Genomic DNA, 17,579 nt, shown 5'->3' with positions numbered 1-17,579 from the left:
ATAGTGTAGTCGCGTAGCTTTCTTTAGAGTCTATTTATCTTTAACCAGCCTTAAAAGCGCATACCCGACGCTATCCTTATCATTAATCGTAACTATTCCGGCATAATCCGGGCTTAAACAGTAAAATTTCTTATTGTTATTTTTATCAGATGTTTTATCATCAATGACGTAGTAGCCCCTGTCTGTATTGTGAAGGTAAAACCCACTTGGCCCAAAATGAAGATAATAACCTGACGGCTCACCGTTAAAATGAAGTGTGTTTGTACCGTCAGTTCCTTTCCATAAAAAAGGAGAAGTAAGCTTTCTCGCACTATCGTTTTTTAAAGCCAAATAGTTTCCATTGCTATCCCTGGTTTTAGTTACATTACTGCTTAGCTTATTATAATCAGCTATTGTTGGTACACGCCACCCGGCGGGTAATTTATAATCCTCGGTCATGTATAAACCATAATATAAATTGGTGTTATGCCCCTGGACGACTGCAATAGCCAACGGGCTTCCAAAACCACGATAACTTTCCGCCATCCAAACCTGGGTGCCTATTTCGATAGTTTTATAGGTAGTATCCCCAACAACCACACTTCCGTAATTAATCTTAACCGGGGGGACAACTTTGTCTGGTGTTTTTGTTTTCTCTTTAGTACAGCCCAATAACCCTACAGCGACAATAAAGATTATCAAAAGTTTAGGTTGCATATGAAGGCTGTTTTGTTTAGCTAAAATAAAAAGATTTTGCGCCGAAACTAATTTACCGAATTATCTTCTACTTTAATATCATATCCCTGCAAAAGCAAATCGCTCACACTTGTAGTAAAAGGTTTAATAAAATGCTCAATTTTTGCATATGCCGCTCTTACTTCAGCATCATTTTGCGGATCAAAAACAAGCTCATCCAAACTACTAATTACTTTATGATCACCATGATGTACATCGGCAATTAAAAAGATGCCTTTAGTATCGCTTTTATGACCGGCGTGGTTAGGTTCTGTTTGGGCGTTGATGGAAAATACCAGTCCGTAATCATCATCGGAGATATTTTTCAAAACAGTAATTTCCAATACAAGGCAAAAAGCGCCATTATCGCTGTAACATTGCTGCGTATACTGGCATTTGATCAGGTCCTGAAAATCGTTTTCGGCCTTTAACCTTATTTGCTCGTATAAATCAAAAACTGCTTCAAATAAATCCATAATGAGGTATTAGCGGGGTAATCCAAAACAAACATAACTATCTCCCGACTTACTTCCAATTTTTCCGCCTCCGCAGGCTATAACTACGTATTGTTTACCATCAATTGAATAAGTTGCCGGGGTAGCGTAGCCCGCCGCGGGTAGCTGAGCTTCCCAAACTACTTTTCCGGTGCGTTTATCAAACGCGCGGATCTTTTCATCTTTAGTTGCTGCAATAAAGATCAGACCGCCTTTAGTAACCACCGGGCCGCCGTAATTTTGGGTACCGGTTACAGGGATACCTTTTTTGCTTAGCTCGGCAAATTCGCCCAAAGGTACTTTCCAGAGCAGTTTGCCCGATGTAAGGTCGACAGCATTGAGCGTGCCCCAGGGTGGTTTTATGCCGGGATAACCGTCTTTATCCAGAAAACGGTTATAACCGTTCATGGTATAAGGTATTTCATCAACCATTTTCTTCTCCGTTGCCGAACTTGCCGTACGATCACTGGTTGGTTCTTTGGCTACTTCTTTTGCCACCTTTGTTTCAGGAATTTTAAGCAGGAACGCAAGAAGATTTTTCTTATCCTGGGGCGAAATTTGTTTAAACGATGGCATCATGTTACGGCCACTGGCAATAATTCCGCTCACCTGATCGGCTGTGTATTTTTTGCCGATGTTAACTAACGAGGGATATGATGTTCCGTTCCCTTTCAGTTCCGCGCCGTGGCAGCCAATACAATTGGTATTATATACCACATGTCCCAGTGCCTGCGGCGAATGGTCATCAGTATTAGTTTTAGGCACATCTATCATTACCTGGGCCCAGGGCAATTCCGAACAATTAACGTACAGGATCTTGGTTTCGGGGTCAACTGCCGCTCCGCCCCATTCGCCCCCTCCATCAAATCCGGGGAAAATCCAGCCGCCTTCTTTACTTGGCGGTGTAAACATAATTCGGTTTTTAACCTGGTTATATTTAGCCAGCATCTCCCGGTGCACCTCGGGAGTGCGGTTGGTAACATCTTCGGGATTAAACGTTTGCCGTGCAAAAGGTTGAGGCAGCGTTGGAATAGGTTGTGTTGGCCATGGGGCTTCGCCGGGCAGGCCTTTTGTTGGCACGGGCGTTTCCACTATCGGAAATATCGGCTTGCCGGTAGTTCTATCGAACATGAATACATAGCCGTGTTTGGTGATCTGTGTTACGGCATCTATCGTTTTACCGTCTTTAACAATGGTTACCAGGTTGGGATTAGCAGGCAAATCGCGGTCCCACAAATCATGATGCACAAACTGATAATACCATTTCAACTTGCCTGTAGCAGCATCAAGCGCCAGCAGTGAGTTGGCAAACAGGTTTTGCCCTTTCCGGAAACCGCCATAAAAATCGCCGCCTACCGAACCGGTCGGGATATAAACAATCCCCCGCTTCTCATCCAGTGCCATGCCCGACCAGTTATTGGCCCCGCCGAACTTTTTATAAGCCGCGGTATCGGCCCAGGTATTATACCCTACTTCGCCAGGATGAGGTATAGTATGAAAAATCCATTTTAATTTGCCTGTACGCGTATCATAAGCACGCACATGTCCCGGAGCGGCATCAACCGATTCTGATACACGATCGCCCACAATCAGTACATCTTTATATACTACACCCGGCGTAGTGCCTGCCACAAACGATTTGGTATCCCTGTCCAGGTTTTTGGTAAGGTCAAGATATCCATTTTTGCCAAATGAACGTATGGGGGCACCTGTTTCCGCATCAATAGCCCAGGTTTTAGCGCCTACACTGTAGAAAATCCGTTTTTCACCGCCATCATCATTTTGCCAGTAAGTTACGCCCCGGCTCACCATATAATAGGCCATCGGGTCGCCGTTATTGGTGGTGTCATCCTTTGCAGGGTTAAACAGCCATTTTTGTTTACCGGTGACGGCGTTTACGGCGAACAGCTTTAATTTAGGACTGGTGCCATACAAAATGCTATCCACCATAATCGGGTTGCATTGATTTTGACTCAGGTTAGCGGTGTCCCTATCGCCGGTGCTAAAAGTCCACATCACTTTTAGCTTGTTTACATTATTTAAAGTAATTTCTTCGTTTGAGGAGTATCGCAGCCCTTCTTTTGAACCCGCATAAGCCGGCCAGCCGCTATAATCCTTGTTTTGATCACTGTGTTGATTTTTACAGGACACATAAATACCAGCCACAAAACACATGGCAATAAAGTACCGGGACTTAATCATTTATAAGGGTAATATTGGTGTTAAATTGGTTATGTATAAGGAAACGACGCCCTCTAAAGTATGAATAAAAATTATCTTATAAATAGAAGAAGGCGGTATCATAAATGATCAGCATTATTTTTTTATTCAGATAACTTAAGCGATATATAGTTTCTGTTGAATTAACTTTATTAACAAAATGGGGGTTAACAGGGTTAACACAATTCAGGGTTAACATTTATTTAAATAGCTTACAATCAGATAATTAATATAATTTTACAGCAAAAATGTGTTAACCCCCTTTTGTACAAAAATTCCGGCAAAACTTAACTAATAATTACCAAAAATACCAGAGTCGCCAATTTGATTTATGACACAGCTTCTTCTATACAGACCTCTGTTTCAAACGGACACAACATCGTCCAAACGGTAAAACGCCGTTTACTTTTTCACCAAACTTACCGGCTCAACTTCCTGGCTCAGCAATTTGCCAAACAATTCCCAACGTTTTGCGGGTGCTTTGGCTGTACCTCCATTTGATTCAATATAGTTTTTCACCAAATCCTGACCATAATTGTAATTGATAACGTAACTGCGATATTTTTTGATAAAGCTGATTGATTTTTGCGCAGTTTCGTCGTTCATCAGGCAGTATTTTTTTAGGTATGATAAAGCCTTATCCTGGCTCATGGTATTATTGATCAAACCTCGTGCTGCTTCGTTGCGGGCATAATTTAAAGTTCCTTTTATAGCAAGGGCTTTGAAATACAGATCGATACTGGTAGTATCCAAACCGGCCAGCGGCAACAGTACATTTTTGGCGAATTTTATTTTATCATCGCCCGGGAAGGCTACCTCGATACCATAATTGGCACTGCCTTCGGCGATGAGCGATTGCGGGCAAAACAGTGGATATAACGAGATCTCCACCCAGCCTTTATCATGATACAGGTTTTTCTCCAGCAGCATATTGTATACATGATGCCCCGGATAACTTTCATGGCTGCCCACATCAATAGCACGATCAATAAAGATCTTCAGATCGGTATTGATCTGTACGGTGCTTTTATAGCCTCCCTTATACCAGTTATAACCCGACCATGGTTTATTAGTCACGTATTCCAGCGTAAACGTTTCGCCGGCCGGTAGCTGGTAATGGGCAAGGGTGCGTTTACGGGCCTCAGCTATGGCCGCTTTTATAACCGGATCAAGTTTATCTTTTGGGATAATAAATTTATTGGCCAGTTTTTGAAACCTGTCATTCACGTTGCCTTTGCCCGGCAAAATACTATCCAGCAAGGCTATTTGTCCCTTAAAAAAATCATCGGTGTAAACCGGCGCGGCTACACCAAATAATTCGCGTGATTCTTCGTCAAAGGGTCTATCTTCGCCCGAAAAAATACGGATGCGGCGACTAAAAGCCACCAGTTGATCGGCCATCCAGTTAGCACGGATTTTATTGGTATCAATTTTTGTAGTATTGGCAACAATACGTAAATCGTTCATCAAACTATTTGCCGATGCCAGCAAACTATCCTTCGGGAAAATTTTAAGAGGCTCTGATTTTGGCTTCAATGAATCCGGCCCGTAATAGGCATCTACAAAATCACCATCGTATTGCCCTATTGCAAGGCCAAGCTTTACATATTCAACAGCAAGGCTATTGAGTTTTTTATTTTCGAGTTGCTGTGCCGGGCCATGTCCACATGAAAACAGTAATAACAAAGGAGCAAAAAACAGTAGTTTTTTCATGGATGTTGATCTTGTGCGGTAAATGTGGCGCAAGATAATAATTCCATTTATTATAAAAGGAATTCGAGCCTCATCGTAAGAGTTGTACAAGCTATTACGGCTTTCTGAACGAATTAAGATTATAGGTTACCCCCACTGCTACACCTGTGGATTGCAGTTTAATATCAGAATACCCCACTCCCGAAATTGGCACTTTCATATATGGCTGAACGCTTACACCAAACTTTGAGTTTATTTTGTGCTCATAGGTTGCGTTGATATTGATAATGCTCAATAAATATCCCTTACTGTTTGGTACAGTATAAGTTTGAGGCCATGCGGCACTGTTAGCACCATTACCATAGTTATAGGTATACTTTTCATGCAGCATCAGGTACGATGATAAACCAGTGCCCACCGATAATTTATTGCGGAAATTACCATACACCTGGTAACCTATATTGATTGGGATATCAAGCATTTTACAGTCGGCAGTTACATCAATTGGATCATGCTTAAAGTTATATGTGGTATTATAATTAGCAAAGCTTGTGTTGTAAGGTTTTGATGAATACACTACGCCACTGGTAATGGTTAACTTTTTAGTAGCACCAAATGAAAGCAGCAAGCCATAATTGCTGCCAACTTTACCCTGGAAAGAGCTTGTACCATTAACATCAGATGAAGCCAGTGCGGTAATAGCCCATTGCGGCCGGTAGCCAAAACTTTGTTTGGTTATTTTTTTATCGGGTTTAGATGTACTTGTATTTATTACGAGCGGCCTGTCAATTTGAGTTTTAAAATCAGGCGCTGATAAAGAAGCCTGTGTAAGGTTCAAAGACGAGACACTACTTGCCAGCAAATTTGAAGCAGGATTGTTATTCCCTTTTGTACCGGTATCTGCTATGAGTGCAGGATAACGCCGCATAATGGTATCTGAACCGATCGTAGATTTGTCACCTGTACCTCCGGCATTACGGTGTCCGGCCCTTACAGATGGTAATAAAGTAGTTTGAGCAGTATTAGCATGACTGCTTGTACTGCTGCTATTGGCAGCCAGGTTATTATTTGCCGGCAGCGCTTTTTGGATGGTATCTGTTTGGGGTTGTTGTATCCCCCCGTTACCTGTTACAGAATTGGTTTTAGGCGCAACTGGTTTAACTTTAACCTGTTGTTGTCCTGTTGTGTTATTATCCTGTACATTGGGTTTAAAAAACCACCAGCCTAAAAACAACAGTAACATAGCTGCTATGCCGCTTGCAATTGGCAACCAGTAAATAATTCCACGGCGTTTTTTGCCCTTGTCAAGCATTTGCTCAAGCGCATCCCAGTCATCCTCGTTAAACGCGCGATGATTTGCCGGGTCTTCCAGCCCCTTCTTAAAAATGTTATCTAAATCCTCTTCGCTTTTCATCCTCTGATACCATTATTAAAAAAAGTAGTCCTTACATCTATACCTATGCCATTACAGGCCACAATCGGGTTAAAATCCATACCCCTGTTGTAATTGGTTTTATTAGCAGTTTCCTCTGCTTTTAATATCATTTGTTTTAGTTTGTGCCTTGCTTTATGCAGGTTTGACTTAGAAGTTCCCGGACTTATGTTCAGCATTTCACCTATTTCCTCATGCGAATATCCATCAATCGCGAAAAGGTTAAATACAGTACGATAAGCCTGCGGCAACTGCTGCACCATAGCCAGCAGATCTTCGTAATTTAAATTTTTATCTGTAAGGTCTCCCTCGCTCACATTCTCTGCTTTCTCTAAATCTTCCGTGTAAGCCATTTTTAAATTGGCGCGGTAATAATCGATAGAAACGTTCATCATGATACGACCTATCCACGCCTTAAACGGCCTTGAAGTGTCAAACCTGTCAATATGGGTAAATACCTTCATAAAGCCCTGGTTCATCACTTCTGCAGCCTCATCACGGTTGCCAGCATAACGCAGGCAAATACCCATAGAAAAGCCATAAAACGCCTTATAGAGCATTTTTTGACTCTTCCTGTCCTGCTTTACGCAGCCATTGATCAATTGATGTAACTCTTCTTCGCCCATATGGGGTTTTATAAACTCAGAATCAAGTGCATAAATTTAACCTAATCTACGCACATCACGGCAACTAATATTAAAAGGTTGCCTGTTGCTGAAAATATTTTTATTATTTCTCATATCTGAGCAAAACTATGCTCAATTTTCACATTTATGAGGGCTATTTATACAAAATATGTACAAGTTAGTGCATCCCCAATAAATCCCTGCAAATAGTTATATTTTTGATTTGAAGGCAACCGGAATGTGTGTTTATAGCGTAATATTCATGTATACAACTTCCGCCTGTTTTAAAGGCCTTTTATGAGAACCGAGATAAACCCGAACTTCCCTGTTAACAATTGTAAAATATGCGGGCGCCGCCCGGTTATTGAACAAACCAAAGATCGCTGGGTCATTCTATGCCCTAATGCAGCCTGTCGAAATACTGTTTCTGATAAACTGATCAATGTAGCAGCATGGAATAAACAAAATCCATAATATTTTTTTGTTTACCCAACTTAAGGCAACCATACGCAAAACATGTACGATATATCTTATAAAGGGTTGTAACAGATCCTTGATTAATATATACTACTAATACTACTGCTGCATGGTACCGGTGTCTGTTGTGATCATTACTAAAAACGAGGCTGCCTTTATTGAGGATTGTATTAAAATGGCCCGTTTAATTACGGATGATATTGTTGTGATTGATAATGACAGTACCGATGGTACCCCACTCATTGCTTCCCGTTACGGCTGCAGGGTGTTTCAAAAAAGCTGGAGCGGGTACGGTGCAAACAAAAATAAAGGGATAGCCGAGGCACGGTATAACTGGATATTAAGCCTTGATGCCGATGAAGTACCAGACGCGGAACTTATCGAAGCGCTTCACAATTTAAATTTAGATAAACCAAACATTGTTTATGACATCAAATTCAGATCATACTTTGGTAAAAAGCTGATCCGCTTTGGCAATTGGGGGAACGATCATCACCTGCGTTTATTTAACCGGTTGTTGGTAAAATGGGGCGAAACAGAAGTGCACGAAACTTTGCTTTTGCCACCCGGTGCAGAAATTAAAAACATAGCAGGTTATATCCATCATCATTCGGTAACAGATATTGATGACTTTAAACGCAAAGCTGTTCACTATGCGCAACTAAGTGCCGCTAAGTATTATAAAGCCGGTAAAAAAGCAACGTTTATAAAGCTTTACTTTTCGCCTGCTTTTGGCTTTTTACGCAATTACATTATCAGGCTGGGCTTTTTGGATGGCGCTGAGGGATTGGCCATAGCACGTGTTATTTATAAAAACACGCATCTTAAATACCTTTATTTGAAACAATATAAAGAGTTGCCGCAAACACAAGATGCTTATCATAGTGAATTGACTATTGAACATGTTTAATGAGCACTTCCGCATAAAATTGCAGCGTCTGCCTTGCTATAATATCGATATCAAAACACTGCTTCACTTTTTCATTTCCTGCTACGGAGAGTTTCAATCGCTTTTCGGGATCGTTAAGCAGCATTATAATTGCCGATGCCAATTGCTCAACATCGTCAGGATTTATTAGTAATCCGTTAACGCCATCATCAATCAGTTCCGGACCTGATGTTCGGTTTGAATTGATCACGGCCGTTCGGCATGCCATGGCCTCCAATGGCGCCAGCGCAAAGGCCTCGGCGTATGACGGGAATACCGCCATTGCCGAGTCGGCTAAACAGCCATAAAGCTCATCTTTATTTACATGACCTTTAAAGGTCACACTGCTTTTTGCGTGCTCCTGTAAAAAAGCGGCAACCTTACCTACCGGGCCTTTGCCGAGTATCAGCAACCGGGCATCAGGAACCTCTTTAACTACTATATTCCAGGCTTTTACCAGCTGAAAAACCCCTTTCTTTTGAACAAGACTGCCTGTAAATACAACTTGCTTGTTATCACACATCCTATTCCTCTCAAAAGGGATATCAGTATCGATACCGTTATATAATATGCTTATGGGCTTATTATACAACAGATACGAGGCGCTTTTATCAGCAGTATAAGCGCTCGCACTACTTACAGCTGCCGCATGGTTTAAAATATCCTGCTCCATTTTCAAAACATACGGAGCTACAGATTTTCCGGCCTCAGCGTTAAAATAAGTAATTGAACCATTCAGCTTAACAATTACCGGAACTGATAAATTGGGGAACGGGATATAAGAACTACAAAACCTGATGTAGTCGTTATAATCAGGCATTTCAATAATATCAATTTTCTCAGAGGCGATGATCTGTTCCAGTTTAACTTGGTAAGCAGCCAGGCTTTTTTTAATATCCCGCCGGGTTATGCCCGTATCCAGCAATACCCTGTTAACTATTCGCGTGCCTATACCCTGCTGCTTTTCAAACAACTTGCCATCAATTCCCCAACGGTACCTGAAAACCTTTACACCATCATCTTCAAATTCATCAGCGCCTCCATACCCGCGGCTGTACAAACCGGCAACAATTACCTTATGTCCAAGCTTTGCCATTTGCCGGGCAATAAGCCATACATAGGTACCTATACCGCCATGCGGCCCTGGAGGGTATTCATCGCACAGGTATAAAATGTTCATTGCGTTAAAAATTGTTGAGTATTTTGTATAGTGCGCCTGCTTAGTTGCTTTGTAACCACGGCCGCTGCCAGATAAAAACCAACCCCCAATAAAAGCCTTAACAAAAAATGAACGTTTAAAAAAGCTGTTATAAACCAACCTGCCAGGGCTATCGGCAACAATATTGCAAAGGGCTTTAAGCTGATATGCATCACATGTTTATTTACCAGCCGGTAATAAAGTACAGCCTGTAACACATTGGTAATTAAAAACGCTACCGCCGAACCGATACCATTAAATAGTGGGATCAATACAAAGTTAAGGCCGATGTTTGTTATGGCGCATGTTACGGTAACAGACGATACCGCCTTATATTTTTTAATACTGAAACTTAACGACCAAAGCAGGTTGATAAAAAACTGCAATGGTATACACAACGATAGTATCAAAAACTCGCCGGCGTTGGTGGCACCATACTTACCGCCGGTTATCATGCCAACTACAGGTGTCCAAAGTATATTAAACACGAAAGGCAAAAGCATGGCCAGCAACAGTTCGGCAGTATTAAAAGCGTTTACCTGATCACGCAGCTCGTTAGTTAGTTTTGACGTCATTAACCTCGATAAACGCGGCAAAATAACCGGAGCTATAATAAGCATGGGCAGCCGGGTAAGCTCATAAGCCCGGTAAGCGAAACTATAATCGGCCAAAACGGCTTTACTTGCCATGAAGCCCAACAGCAGCCAGTCCATCCGCGAAAGGCTCATGTCAAAAATTACAGATATATATTGCGCTGTGGACTCTTTAAGCAGTTTTTTATAAGCCTGAAAACGAAATTTAAAACTAAAATCAGTTTTGGCGATAACGTATGTGAGCAAGGCCAATAATTCGGCCCCGGCAGTACATATCATGACCATGATGATAGAACGGACCTGCAACTGATGAACTGCAATAAGATAAAATGCCCCACAAACCCGCAAACTATTGCTTACAATAGCAATGACACCATACGGCGTGAATTTTTCCTTGGCGTTTAAAAACTGCTTTAACGGTATCCCCATAAAAAGCAAACCCTGAGCCGCAAAAAACCAGGGAAGCAACCTGTAGATATCATCATGAAGTACTAAACTCAATAGCCACAACACGGCAAGTGTTGCCGAAAAAGCAACCAACGAATGAAATAAAAATGCCGCAGCAGCCCAGTCTGATCGTTGTGAGGCTGCTATGCGGCGAATCACCACCTGCTCCAAACCAAAACCAAGTATTGTAGTAATGAAGATAGAGATTGCATTCATCCAGCTTATAGCTCCAAAGCTATCCTTGCTGAGGTAAACAGAAATAACATAAAAAAAGATACTGCCAAGCACCTGCAGGGCCAATGCCTGCAAACCTGATGAAAAAAACCTGATGAACGCTTTACTCCTGAGCAACGCTGTATGTTGTTTATACCCTTATACTAATGTTTTTACCGGCAGGTTGCCTGTAACATTTTTATAAACCGGTTAAATATCTGCATATATCAGCACAAAGCCGAGGCAACCATTCTATTTTTTGACACGTAACCTATTTAAACAGAACAATCACGAACGGGCCTGCAAAACCGGGAATAAACATCAATAAATACAAGGGGAATAATGACAATCAGCTTGCCGGGTTTTGATATTAAGAAGTGGAAAACTTACGCCGATTGGCGGCTGCTTATTTTCCTGCTGCTGTTCATCAACGTACGCATTCCGTTTAAGATAGTTGCGCTGCTTTTTGCTTATTTAACGCAGTTTAACTTCAGGTTTGGGTTTAAGCTTCGCAATTCCAGGATCCCTCAGTTTTACCTGCTCGTTTTTCCGATAGCCGTCATTGCCGCGCTCATTAACCAAAACTTTGTTGACTTATACTATTTACCTGTCTTTGGCTGGGCATTAATATGCTGGGTACTGGCCATACTGGCAGTTCACCAGGTTAAACTCATGGTTGATAAAACGGATGCCGAAACCATTTACCGCACGCTCATCATCTTTTTTATCATAAATGCAATTTTTTCGGCAGCGAACCTGGTGCATATTATGTGGATAATCAAAAGCATTAACCCTTACGCGTACATGGGAATGCACCAGCGCTATTTTATAAATACCGGCGATGATGTAATGGGCATTAGCTTTGATCTCTCGTCAACCAACGCGGTAATCTGCGCTTTCGGTGTGTTTTATTTTATCTATAAACGCAACCTGGCCATGATGATTGTGTGTATGAGCACGCTGGTACTTACCTACAGTAACCTCATTAGTGTATTATTTCTCCTTATCCTGGTTTTCATATTTGCTTTTAAAACTACGCGCGATCAAAAAAGCATGATCGTGGTAGCGTTGATGATCTATATCATCTCCATGGTTAAAATATCGCCGCAAAACGGAAAATACCTTAATGAGGTTACGGCAAGTGCATTGCGTGAAAATCGCCCTGAAAAGCAAATAGGAACAGTTAACAACGCGGTTTCCCATACTGGCAATACATTAAGCAGGGACGAACGCCGCAGACAATATGCGCAACACTACCTCGATAGCCTGAGCGCGATAAAGGCCAGTCAGGAAAAGTTCAGCGCACTCGATAAAAAAATCAAAAAACTGCCCCTTACAGATGATGGCAGATTGTACATACCCGCTCCCAACACCCACTTTGCCGAATTTTATAATATTGGTGAGATAACGCCCGACAGGCAACAATTGATTGATTGCATAACTACTCACCGGGCTCAACTGCCGCTTTGCCAGGTTGAACCTTTCAGGCCAACCCTACCCGGTAAAATCACCGGTGCTGCACAAACGTTCAATTACCTCGCGGCACATCCGCTGCAAAGCATAGCCGGCTTAGGCCCGGGAAATTTTTCGTCCAAAATAGCATTCAGGGCTGTGGGCGCAGGTATCAGGGGCGATTATCCTAAAAAATACATCTATATCAACCCGGCCTTTATGAGTAACCATCTCGACTTGTACCTGAGCTTCTTCAGCAAAAATGCCGAGTTCCGTTCGGTACGCAATAGCCCTTACTCCACTTATGATCAGATGCTGAGCGAATATGGCATCCCGGGCTTTCTTGCCCTCATTATTTTTTACCTCGGCTTTTTTGCGCGGCATTTCAAAAAGCTTAGTTACGGTTTACCCATAATCATGATGGTAGCGGGCATATTTTTTCTCGATTACTGGTTTGAGCAACTTTCGGTACTCGTGCTTTTTGAACTGATGCTATTCCTCAATATAAAAGAAACCACAACGCCCGATTTGGAAACAAAAACCACAGTGCCGGAGGAACTTGCATATGCATAACCCTCAAATTACTGTTCTAATGCCTGCTTATAACGCAGGTAACTATATCCGCGAAGCTATTACTTCGGTACTTGAACAAACGTTTACTGATTTTGAGCTACTCATTGTAAATGACGGTTCTACAGATAACACACTCGAGATCATCAATTCATTTAAAGATGAGCGCATAAAGGTTTTAACACAGGAAAACAAGGGCGTAGCGGCAGCGCTTAATAACGGTTTATGCCATGCCCGCGCGCCTTACATTGCCCGTTTTGATGCCGATGATATATGCTATCCCTATCGGCTGCAGGTGCAGTATGATTTTATCACTTCGCATCCATACTACAGTATAATAGGATCAGGAGTTGATTATACCGACGTGCATGGCGACCTGATATTTACCTGGCAGCCCGATGCACTGAGCCACAATGAGATCAGGCAGTTGAGTTACAAGACCTGTCCGTTTATTCATTCAAGCGTATTTTACAAACGCGACGCTGTGTTAAATGCAGGTGGCTATAATGAGCTGGCCTATACTTTTGAAGATCATTTTTTGTGGGCTGGTATCCTTAAACACGAAAAGGCTTTTAATCTCAATCAACCACTCATTAAAGTAAGGCTTAATGCCGAATCTATTACCATTGATGAAAAGTGGCGCACAGGAAAATTCAGGCAGATCAAATACAAAACCCTGCGTAAGCTGAGCATTACTGAGGCCGAAGGAAGGCAGTTATCGGAGATTGGCATTAAGCAGCTGTCTCCCCGCATCAAAAAAGGGGCTTACTATGCCCTAATCGGCAAAAAATACTTATGGAATAATTACCAGCCCGAAAAAGCACGAAAAAACCTGATCAAAACGCTGTCTATTAGTCCGCTGCATATTAAGAATTACTTTTTACTGCTGATGACGTTTTTGCCCGAGCGTACATTGCTCAGACTGTATCAAATAGGCAAAGGCAATTTTCGTCTCGACGAAGCCGAACTGCCAACTGCTGTTCTAAATCAAAAGGAATTAAACTATGGCAGCTAAAAAGATAAAACTGTTTGTTGACGCACACTCCTTTGATAAAGAATTTCAGGGGGCGCAAACTTTTATACGCGAGTTATACAATCACCTGCTGGCCGAGCGCCCTGATATAGATATTTACATCGGTGCACGTGATATCGAAAATATTCGCCGGCAGTTCCCGCTGCTGCCGCCGCAAAACGTATTGCCCTACAAAAACCGGGGATTTAACATTTTACGTTTCATTTTTGATATCCCTGCTTATATCAAAAAATACAGGTTTGATTTCGCGCATTTCCAGTACATCTGCCCAAAAAAAATAGCCGGCTGCCAGTATATCGTCACCATGCATGATATGCTTTTTAACGACTTCAGGAAGGATTTCCCTATCCTGTTCAGCATACCTCGCAACTACATTTTTGGCCGTGCCATCAAAAATGCCGATATAAAAACCACGGTATCCGACTATTCAAAAGCGCGGATCTGTGATTACTATCAGATTCCCGCCAATGAAGTACACATCATCCAAAACGGAGTAAGTAACTCGCTGCTGCAATACCAGGCATCAAAGCAAGAAGCTGAAGACCAAATAGCAGAAAAGTTTGGGATCCGGAATTTCATCCTCTATATAAGCCGCATTGAACCGCGTAAGAATCACCTTTTATTACTTCAGAAATACTTAAAGTTGAAGTTATATGAAAAAGGGATCAGCTTAGTATTTATCGGCAAAGCGTCAATAAAAACACCCGGGTTAACCAAGCTCATCAGGAGCCTCACGCCGGAGCAAAAGCAGTTTTTCAGGTGGATCCCACAGGCAGAACAAGCCGATCTGGCAGCGTTTTACCGCGCATGCAGATTGTTTGTGTATCCCTCAAAAGCCGAAGGTTTTGGGATTCCGCCACTTGAAGCTGCCATTTGCGGAGCGCCGGTACTGTGCTCATCAGAAACAGCCATGAAAAACTTTGGCTTTTTTGCGCCATATACTTTCGACCCGGCAAATCAGGCCGTTTTTGAGCAAAAACTGTCACTCGCCGTTCACCAACCTCCCGGTTATGCATTTACCAGCCGGGTAGCCGAACATGTTGAACAACGGTACCACTGGCAAAAAAGCGGCATCATATTTTACAATTTATTACAAGCAAACTTTCATTGTCATGAAACTAAAAATAGCGATCTTAGGCACGCGGGGCATCCCGAACTACTATGGCGGGTTTGAGCATATTTCTGAATATGTATCGGCCGGTTTGGTGAAAAAAGGGCATTCGGTTACTGTTTATAACTCGCATAACCACCCTTACAAAGCCGATACCTGGAACGGCGTTAACATAGTGCATTGTTATGACCCGGAATACCTGGTAGGCACCGCCGGGCAGTTTGCCTATGATTTTAACTGCCTTATGGACGCCCGCAAACGTAAGTTTGACGTGGTACTGCTGATGGGCTATACCAGCAGCTCGGTTTGGGGCCACCTTTATCCGCCAAACAGCGTAATCATTACCAATATGGATGGCCTGGAATGGAAACGCTCCAAGTACTCAAAACCGGTACAACAATTCCTTAAATATGCCGAAAAGCTGGCCGTAAAACATAGCCAGTATTACATCTCCGATTCAAGGGTGATCAGGTCATATCTTAAAGATAAGTACGAGGTTGACAGCCGCTATATCCCTTATGGTGCCGATCTTTTTTCGGAACAGGAACGTGAGCAGTTTGATAAAAGCGAAGTATTGAAAGAAGATTACTTTTTGCTAATGGCCCGCATGGAGCCCGAAAACAATATCGAAACCATTTTAGAGGGTTTTAACAACAGTTCATCAACAAAAAGCTTTATGGTTTTGGGCGATACCAGCAACCGCTTTGGCAAATTCATAACGCACCGGTTTAAAAACGACGACCGCATACAATTTAAAGGCGCCAATTTTGACAACTCGGTTGTGCGTGCATTGCAGAACAACAGTTACCTGTACTTTCACGGGCACAGCGTGGGCGGCACTAACCCATCCCTGCTTGAAGCCATGGCCAGCGAAGCGCTCATTGCTGCCCATAATAATCCTTTCAATAAATCGGTACTTAACTCGGATGCTTTTTATTTTGATAATGCCAACGAGGTTCGGCACCTGGTTGAAAACGTACAGCGCAAGGATATCGAGCGCGAAATGGTTAAGAACAACCTTCAAAAGATACAATACCAGTTTAACTGGGAAGTAGTGATCAACGATTACGAGGATTTTATATTGCAATGTTACCAGGAACAACATGGAAAAGCTGCTAAAGCCTGATGATACGCTGAATAACAGGATCAGCTATTACCTGCTGATGCTATTGTTGCTGAGCTTGCCGTTCAATATGTTTTACAGCCACCTGTTGTTGATAAGCCTGGCTCTGCATACTATTATTCAGGTTCGTAGAAACAATATCAAGCCTGTTTTAACCAAGACCAACCTTGCTTTAACGGCAGTATTTTTTGTAACGCTGCTGAGCACGATTTATACTACCAATAAACCGCAGGCTTTTACAGAATTAGGCAGGCAGGTTACCATTTTGCTGATTCCATTAATCTTTATCTTTAATCCGCTGGATATAAAAAAATACCGACATAACCTGCTACTAATATTTTCCATTGGATGTACGATTACGATAGCATATCTTTTTTTGCAGGCCCTTATTACCATCAGATATTATCATTTACCACTTAAAGCGTTGGTATCACCGGCATTTACAAATCATAATTTTTCAGGACCGCTGGAGATCCACGCCACGTTTTTTTCCATGCAGATAGCTATTGCACTGGTTTATCTATTATATATGTTCATAAAAGAAAGCTCAGCCAGGCTTAAGATACTTTATATGTTATGCTGTTGTTTACTGGCTGCCGGCATTATCCAGCTTAGCTCAAAATCAATATTTGCGGCGATAGTTATTATTTTGAATGTGATTATACCATGGTTTATACTGAAGGGGCAGGTACGGTTAAAATACACAACTATAGTTACATCGATGTTTGTTGTAGTGGTTGCAGGCATTTTTGCGATGCGGGCCTTCCGTGAAAGATATGTCACCGAACTAAGAAAAGACCTTAGTGAATCAACCGGCCCCGGTCTTACCGATCCGCGGCTGGCCCGTTGGGGTGTAGCCGTTAGCGTGGGCGCGCAATCGCCGGTTATTGGTCATGGTGCAGGTACCGAGATTGGTTTGCTCAAAGACCCATTTTTTGATCATCAATTTTACCGATCGTATTTAGCAGAATTAAATGCACATAACCAGTTCATTAGCTTCTTTATTAAATCGGGGATCGCCGGCTTGTTGGTTTACCTGTTTGTGCTGGCTTTTGGCATCAGAACGGCAATTGCAAAACGCGACTTATTACTGATGGCTTTTATGGTTATTGTAACTGCCGTTTCCCTTTCCGAAAACTTTTTAGACGTAGATAAGGGCATCTTTTTTTACAGCGTATTTTTCTCGTTATTGATATTTTCAGGAAGCCTTCAGGATGTTGGCAATCAAGCTAAAAATATTGTGTAACTACTTTGTT

14 protein-coding genes are annotated in these 17,579 nt (G+C 42.2%); 6 read left to right on the top strand and 8 right to left on the bottom strand.

All coding sequences use genetic code 11. The features are described from left to right. Nucleotides 1-30: 30 nt before the first annotated feature. From ACEN9X_RS23465 to ACEN9X_RS23440, 6 genes are all read right to left on the bottom strand, one after another. Complete coding sequence (locus ACEN9X_RS23465) at nt 31-696, bottom strand: FISUMP domain-containing protein (protein WP_413667436.1); 666 nt, start codon at nt 694-696, stop codon at nt 31-33. Between the two features lie 47 nt (nt 697-743). Continuing rightward, nucleotides 744-1,190 (bottom strand): hypothetical protein, encoded by a 447-nt coding sequence (locus ACEN9X_RS23460; RefSeq protein WP_413667435.1) that lies wholly within the window; start codon nt 1,188-1,190, stop codon nt 744-746. Nucleotides 1,191-1,199: 9 nt separating this feature from the next. Beyond that, entirely contained in the window at nt 1,200-3,410 is a 2,211-nt protein-coding gene (locus ACEN9X_RS23455) for a PQQ-binding-like beta-propeller repeat protein (RefSeq protein ID WP_413667434.1), read from the bottom strand. Nucleotides 3,411-3,830: 420 nt separating this feature from the next. Continuing rightward, on the bottom strand, nt 3,831-5,141 hold the full coding sequence (locus ACEN9X_RS23450) for a hypothetical protein (RefSeq protein WP_413667433.1): 1,311 nt from the start codon (nt 5,139-5,141) through the stop codon (nt 3,831-3,833). Between the two features lie 94 nt (nt 5,142-5,235). Beyond that, on the bottom strand, nt 5,236-6,534 hold the full coding sequence (locus ACEN9X_RS23445; RefSeq protein WP_413667432.1) for a hypothetical protein: 1,299 nt from the start codon (nt 6,532-6,534) through the stop codon (nt 5,236-5,238). After that, the gene (locus tag ACEN9X_RS23440; protein ID WP_413667431.1) at nt 6,531-7,178 is read right to left on the bottom strand and encodes an RNA polymerase sigma factor; all 648 of its coding nucleotides are present in this window, start codon (nt 7,176-7,178) and stop codon (nt 6,531-6,533) included. The genes ACEN9X_RS23445 and ACEN9X_RS23440 overlap by 4 nt, the downstream gene beginning before the upstream one ends. Before the next feature lie 586 nt (nt 7,179-7,764). Between ACEN9X_RS23440 and ACEN9X_RS23435 the strand changes: the two genes are divergently transcribed. Further along, the gene (locus ACEN9X_RS23435) at nt 7,765-8,565 is read left to right on the top strand and encodes a glycosyltransferase family 2 protein (protein WP_413667430.1); all 801 of its coding nucleotides are present in this window, start codon (nt 7,765-7,767) and stop codon (nt 8,563-8,565) included. On the opposite strand, the gene ACEN9X_RS23430 is transcribed toward ACEN9X_RS23435, so the two are convergent. Together ACEN9X_RS23430 and ACEN9X_RS23425 are read right to left on the bottom strand one after the other, a co-directional pair. After that, a complete protein-coding gene (locus ACEN9X_RS23430; protein WP_413667429.1) occupies nt 8,549-9,763 on the bottom strand; it encodes a glycosyltransferase family 4 protein in 1,215 nt (404 codons plus the stop codon). The genes ACEN9X_RS23435 and ACEN9X_RS23430 overlap by 17 nt on opposite strands. Then, nucleotides 9,760-11,172, bottom strand: a complete 1,413-nt coding sequence (locus ACEN9X_RS23425) for an oligosaccharide flippase family protein (protein ID WP_413667428.1) — start codon at nt 11,170-11,172, stop codon at nt 9,760-9,762. The genes ACEN9X_RS23430 and ACEN9X_RS23425 overlap by 4 nt, the downstream gene beginning before the upstream one ends. A gap of 204 nt (nt 11,173-11,376) precedes the next feature. Here ACEN9X_RS23425 and ACEN9X_RS23420 point away from each other — a divergent pair, with 204 nt between their 5' ends. Genes ACEN9X_RS23420 through ACEN9X_RS23400 form a run of 5 tightly spaced genes read left to right on the top strand, consistent with a single transcriptional unit; the run spans nt 11,377 to nt 17,569 of the window. After that, a complete protein-coding gene (locus tag ACEN9X_RS23420) occupies nt 11,377-13,059 on the top strand; it encodes a hypothetical protein (protein WP_413667427.1) in 1,683 nt (560 codons plus the stop codon). After that, nucleotides 13,052-14,071, top strand: a complete 1,020-nt coding sequence (locus ACEN9X_RS23415) for a glycosyltransferase (protein ID WP_413667426.1) — start codon at nt 13,052-13,054, stop codon at nt 14,069-14,071. The genes ACEN9X_RS23420 and ACEN9X_RS23415 overlap by 8 nt, the downstream gene beginning before the upstream one ends. Continuing rightward, nucleotides 14,061-15,263, top strand: coding sequence for a glycosyltransferase family 4 protein (locus ACEN9X_RS23410; protein ID WP_413667425.1), 1,203 nt, complete (start codon nt 14,061-14,063; stop codon nt 15,261-15,263). Before ACEN9X_RS23415 ends, ACEN9X_RS23410 begins: the two co-directional genes overlap by 11 nt. Then, entirely contained in the window at nt 15,202-16,326 is a 1,125-nt protein-coding gene (locus ACEN9X_RS23405) for a DUF1972 domain-containing protein (protein WP_413667424.1), read from the top strand. Before ACEN9X_RS23410 ends, ACEN9X_RS23405 begins: the two co-directional genes overlap by 62 nt. Further along, nucleotides 16,304-17,569: an O-antigen ligase family protein gene (locus tag ACEN9X_RS23400; protein WP_413667423.1), complete on the top strand. Its 1,266-nt coding sequence runs from the start codon at nt 16,304-16,306 to the stop codon at nt 17,567-17,569. Before ACEN9X_RS23405 ends, ACEN9X_RS23400 begins: the two co-directional genes overlap by 23 nt. The last annotated feature ends 10 nt before the right edge of the window (nt 17,570-17,579 follow it).

The organism is Mucilaginibacter sp. Mucisp86, from assembly GCF_047324315.1.
Taxonomy (GTDB): domain Bacteria; phylum Bacteroidota; class Bacteroidia; order Sphingobacteriales; family Sphingobacteriaceae; genus Mucilaginibacter.
The sequence above is the reverse complement of the archived record's forward strand: the minus strand, read 5'-3'. Positions and strand labels throughout refer to the sequence as shown.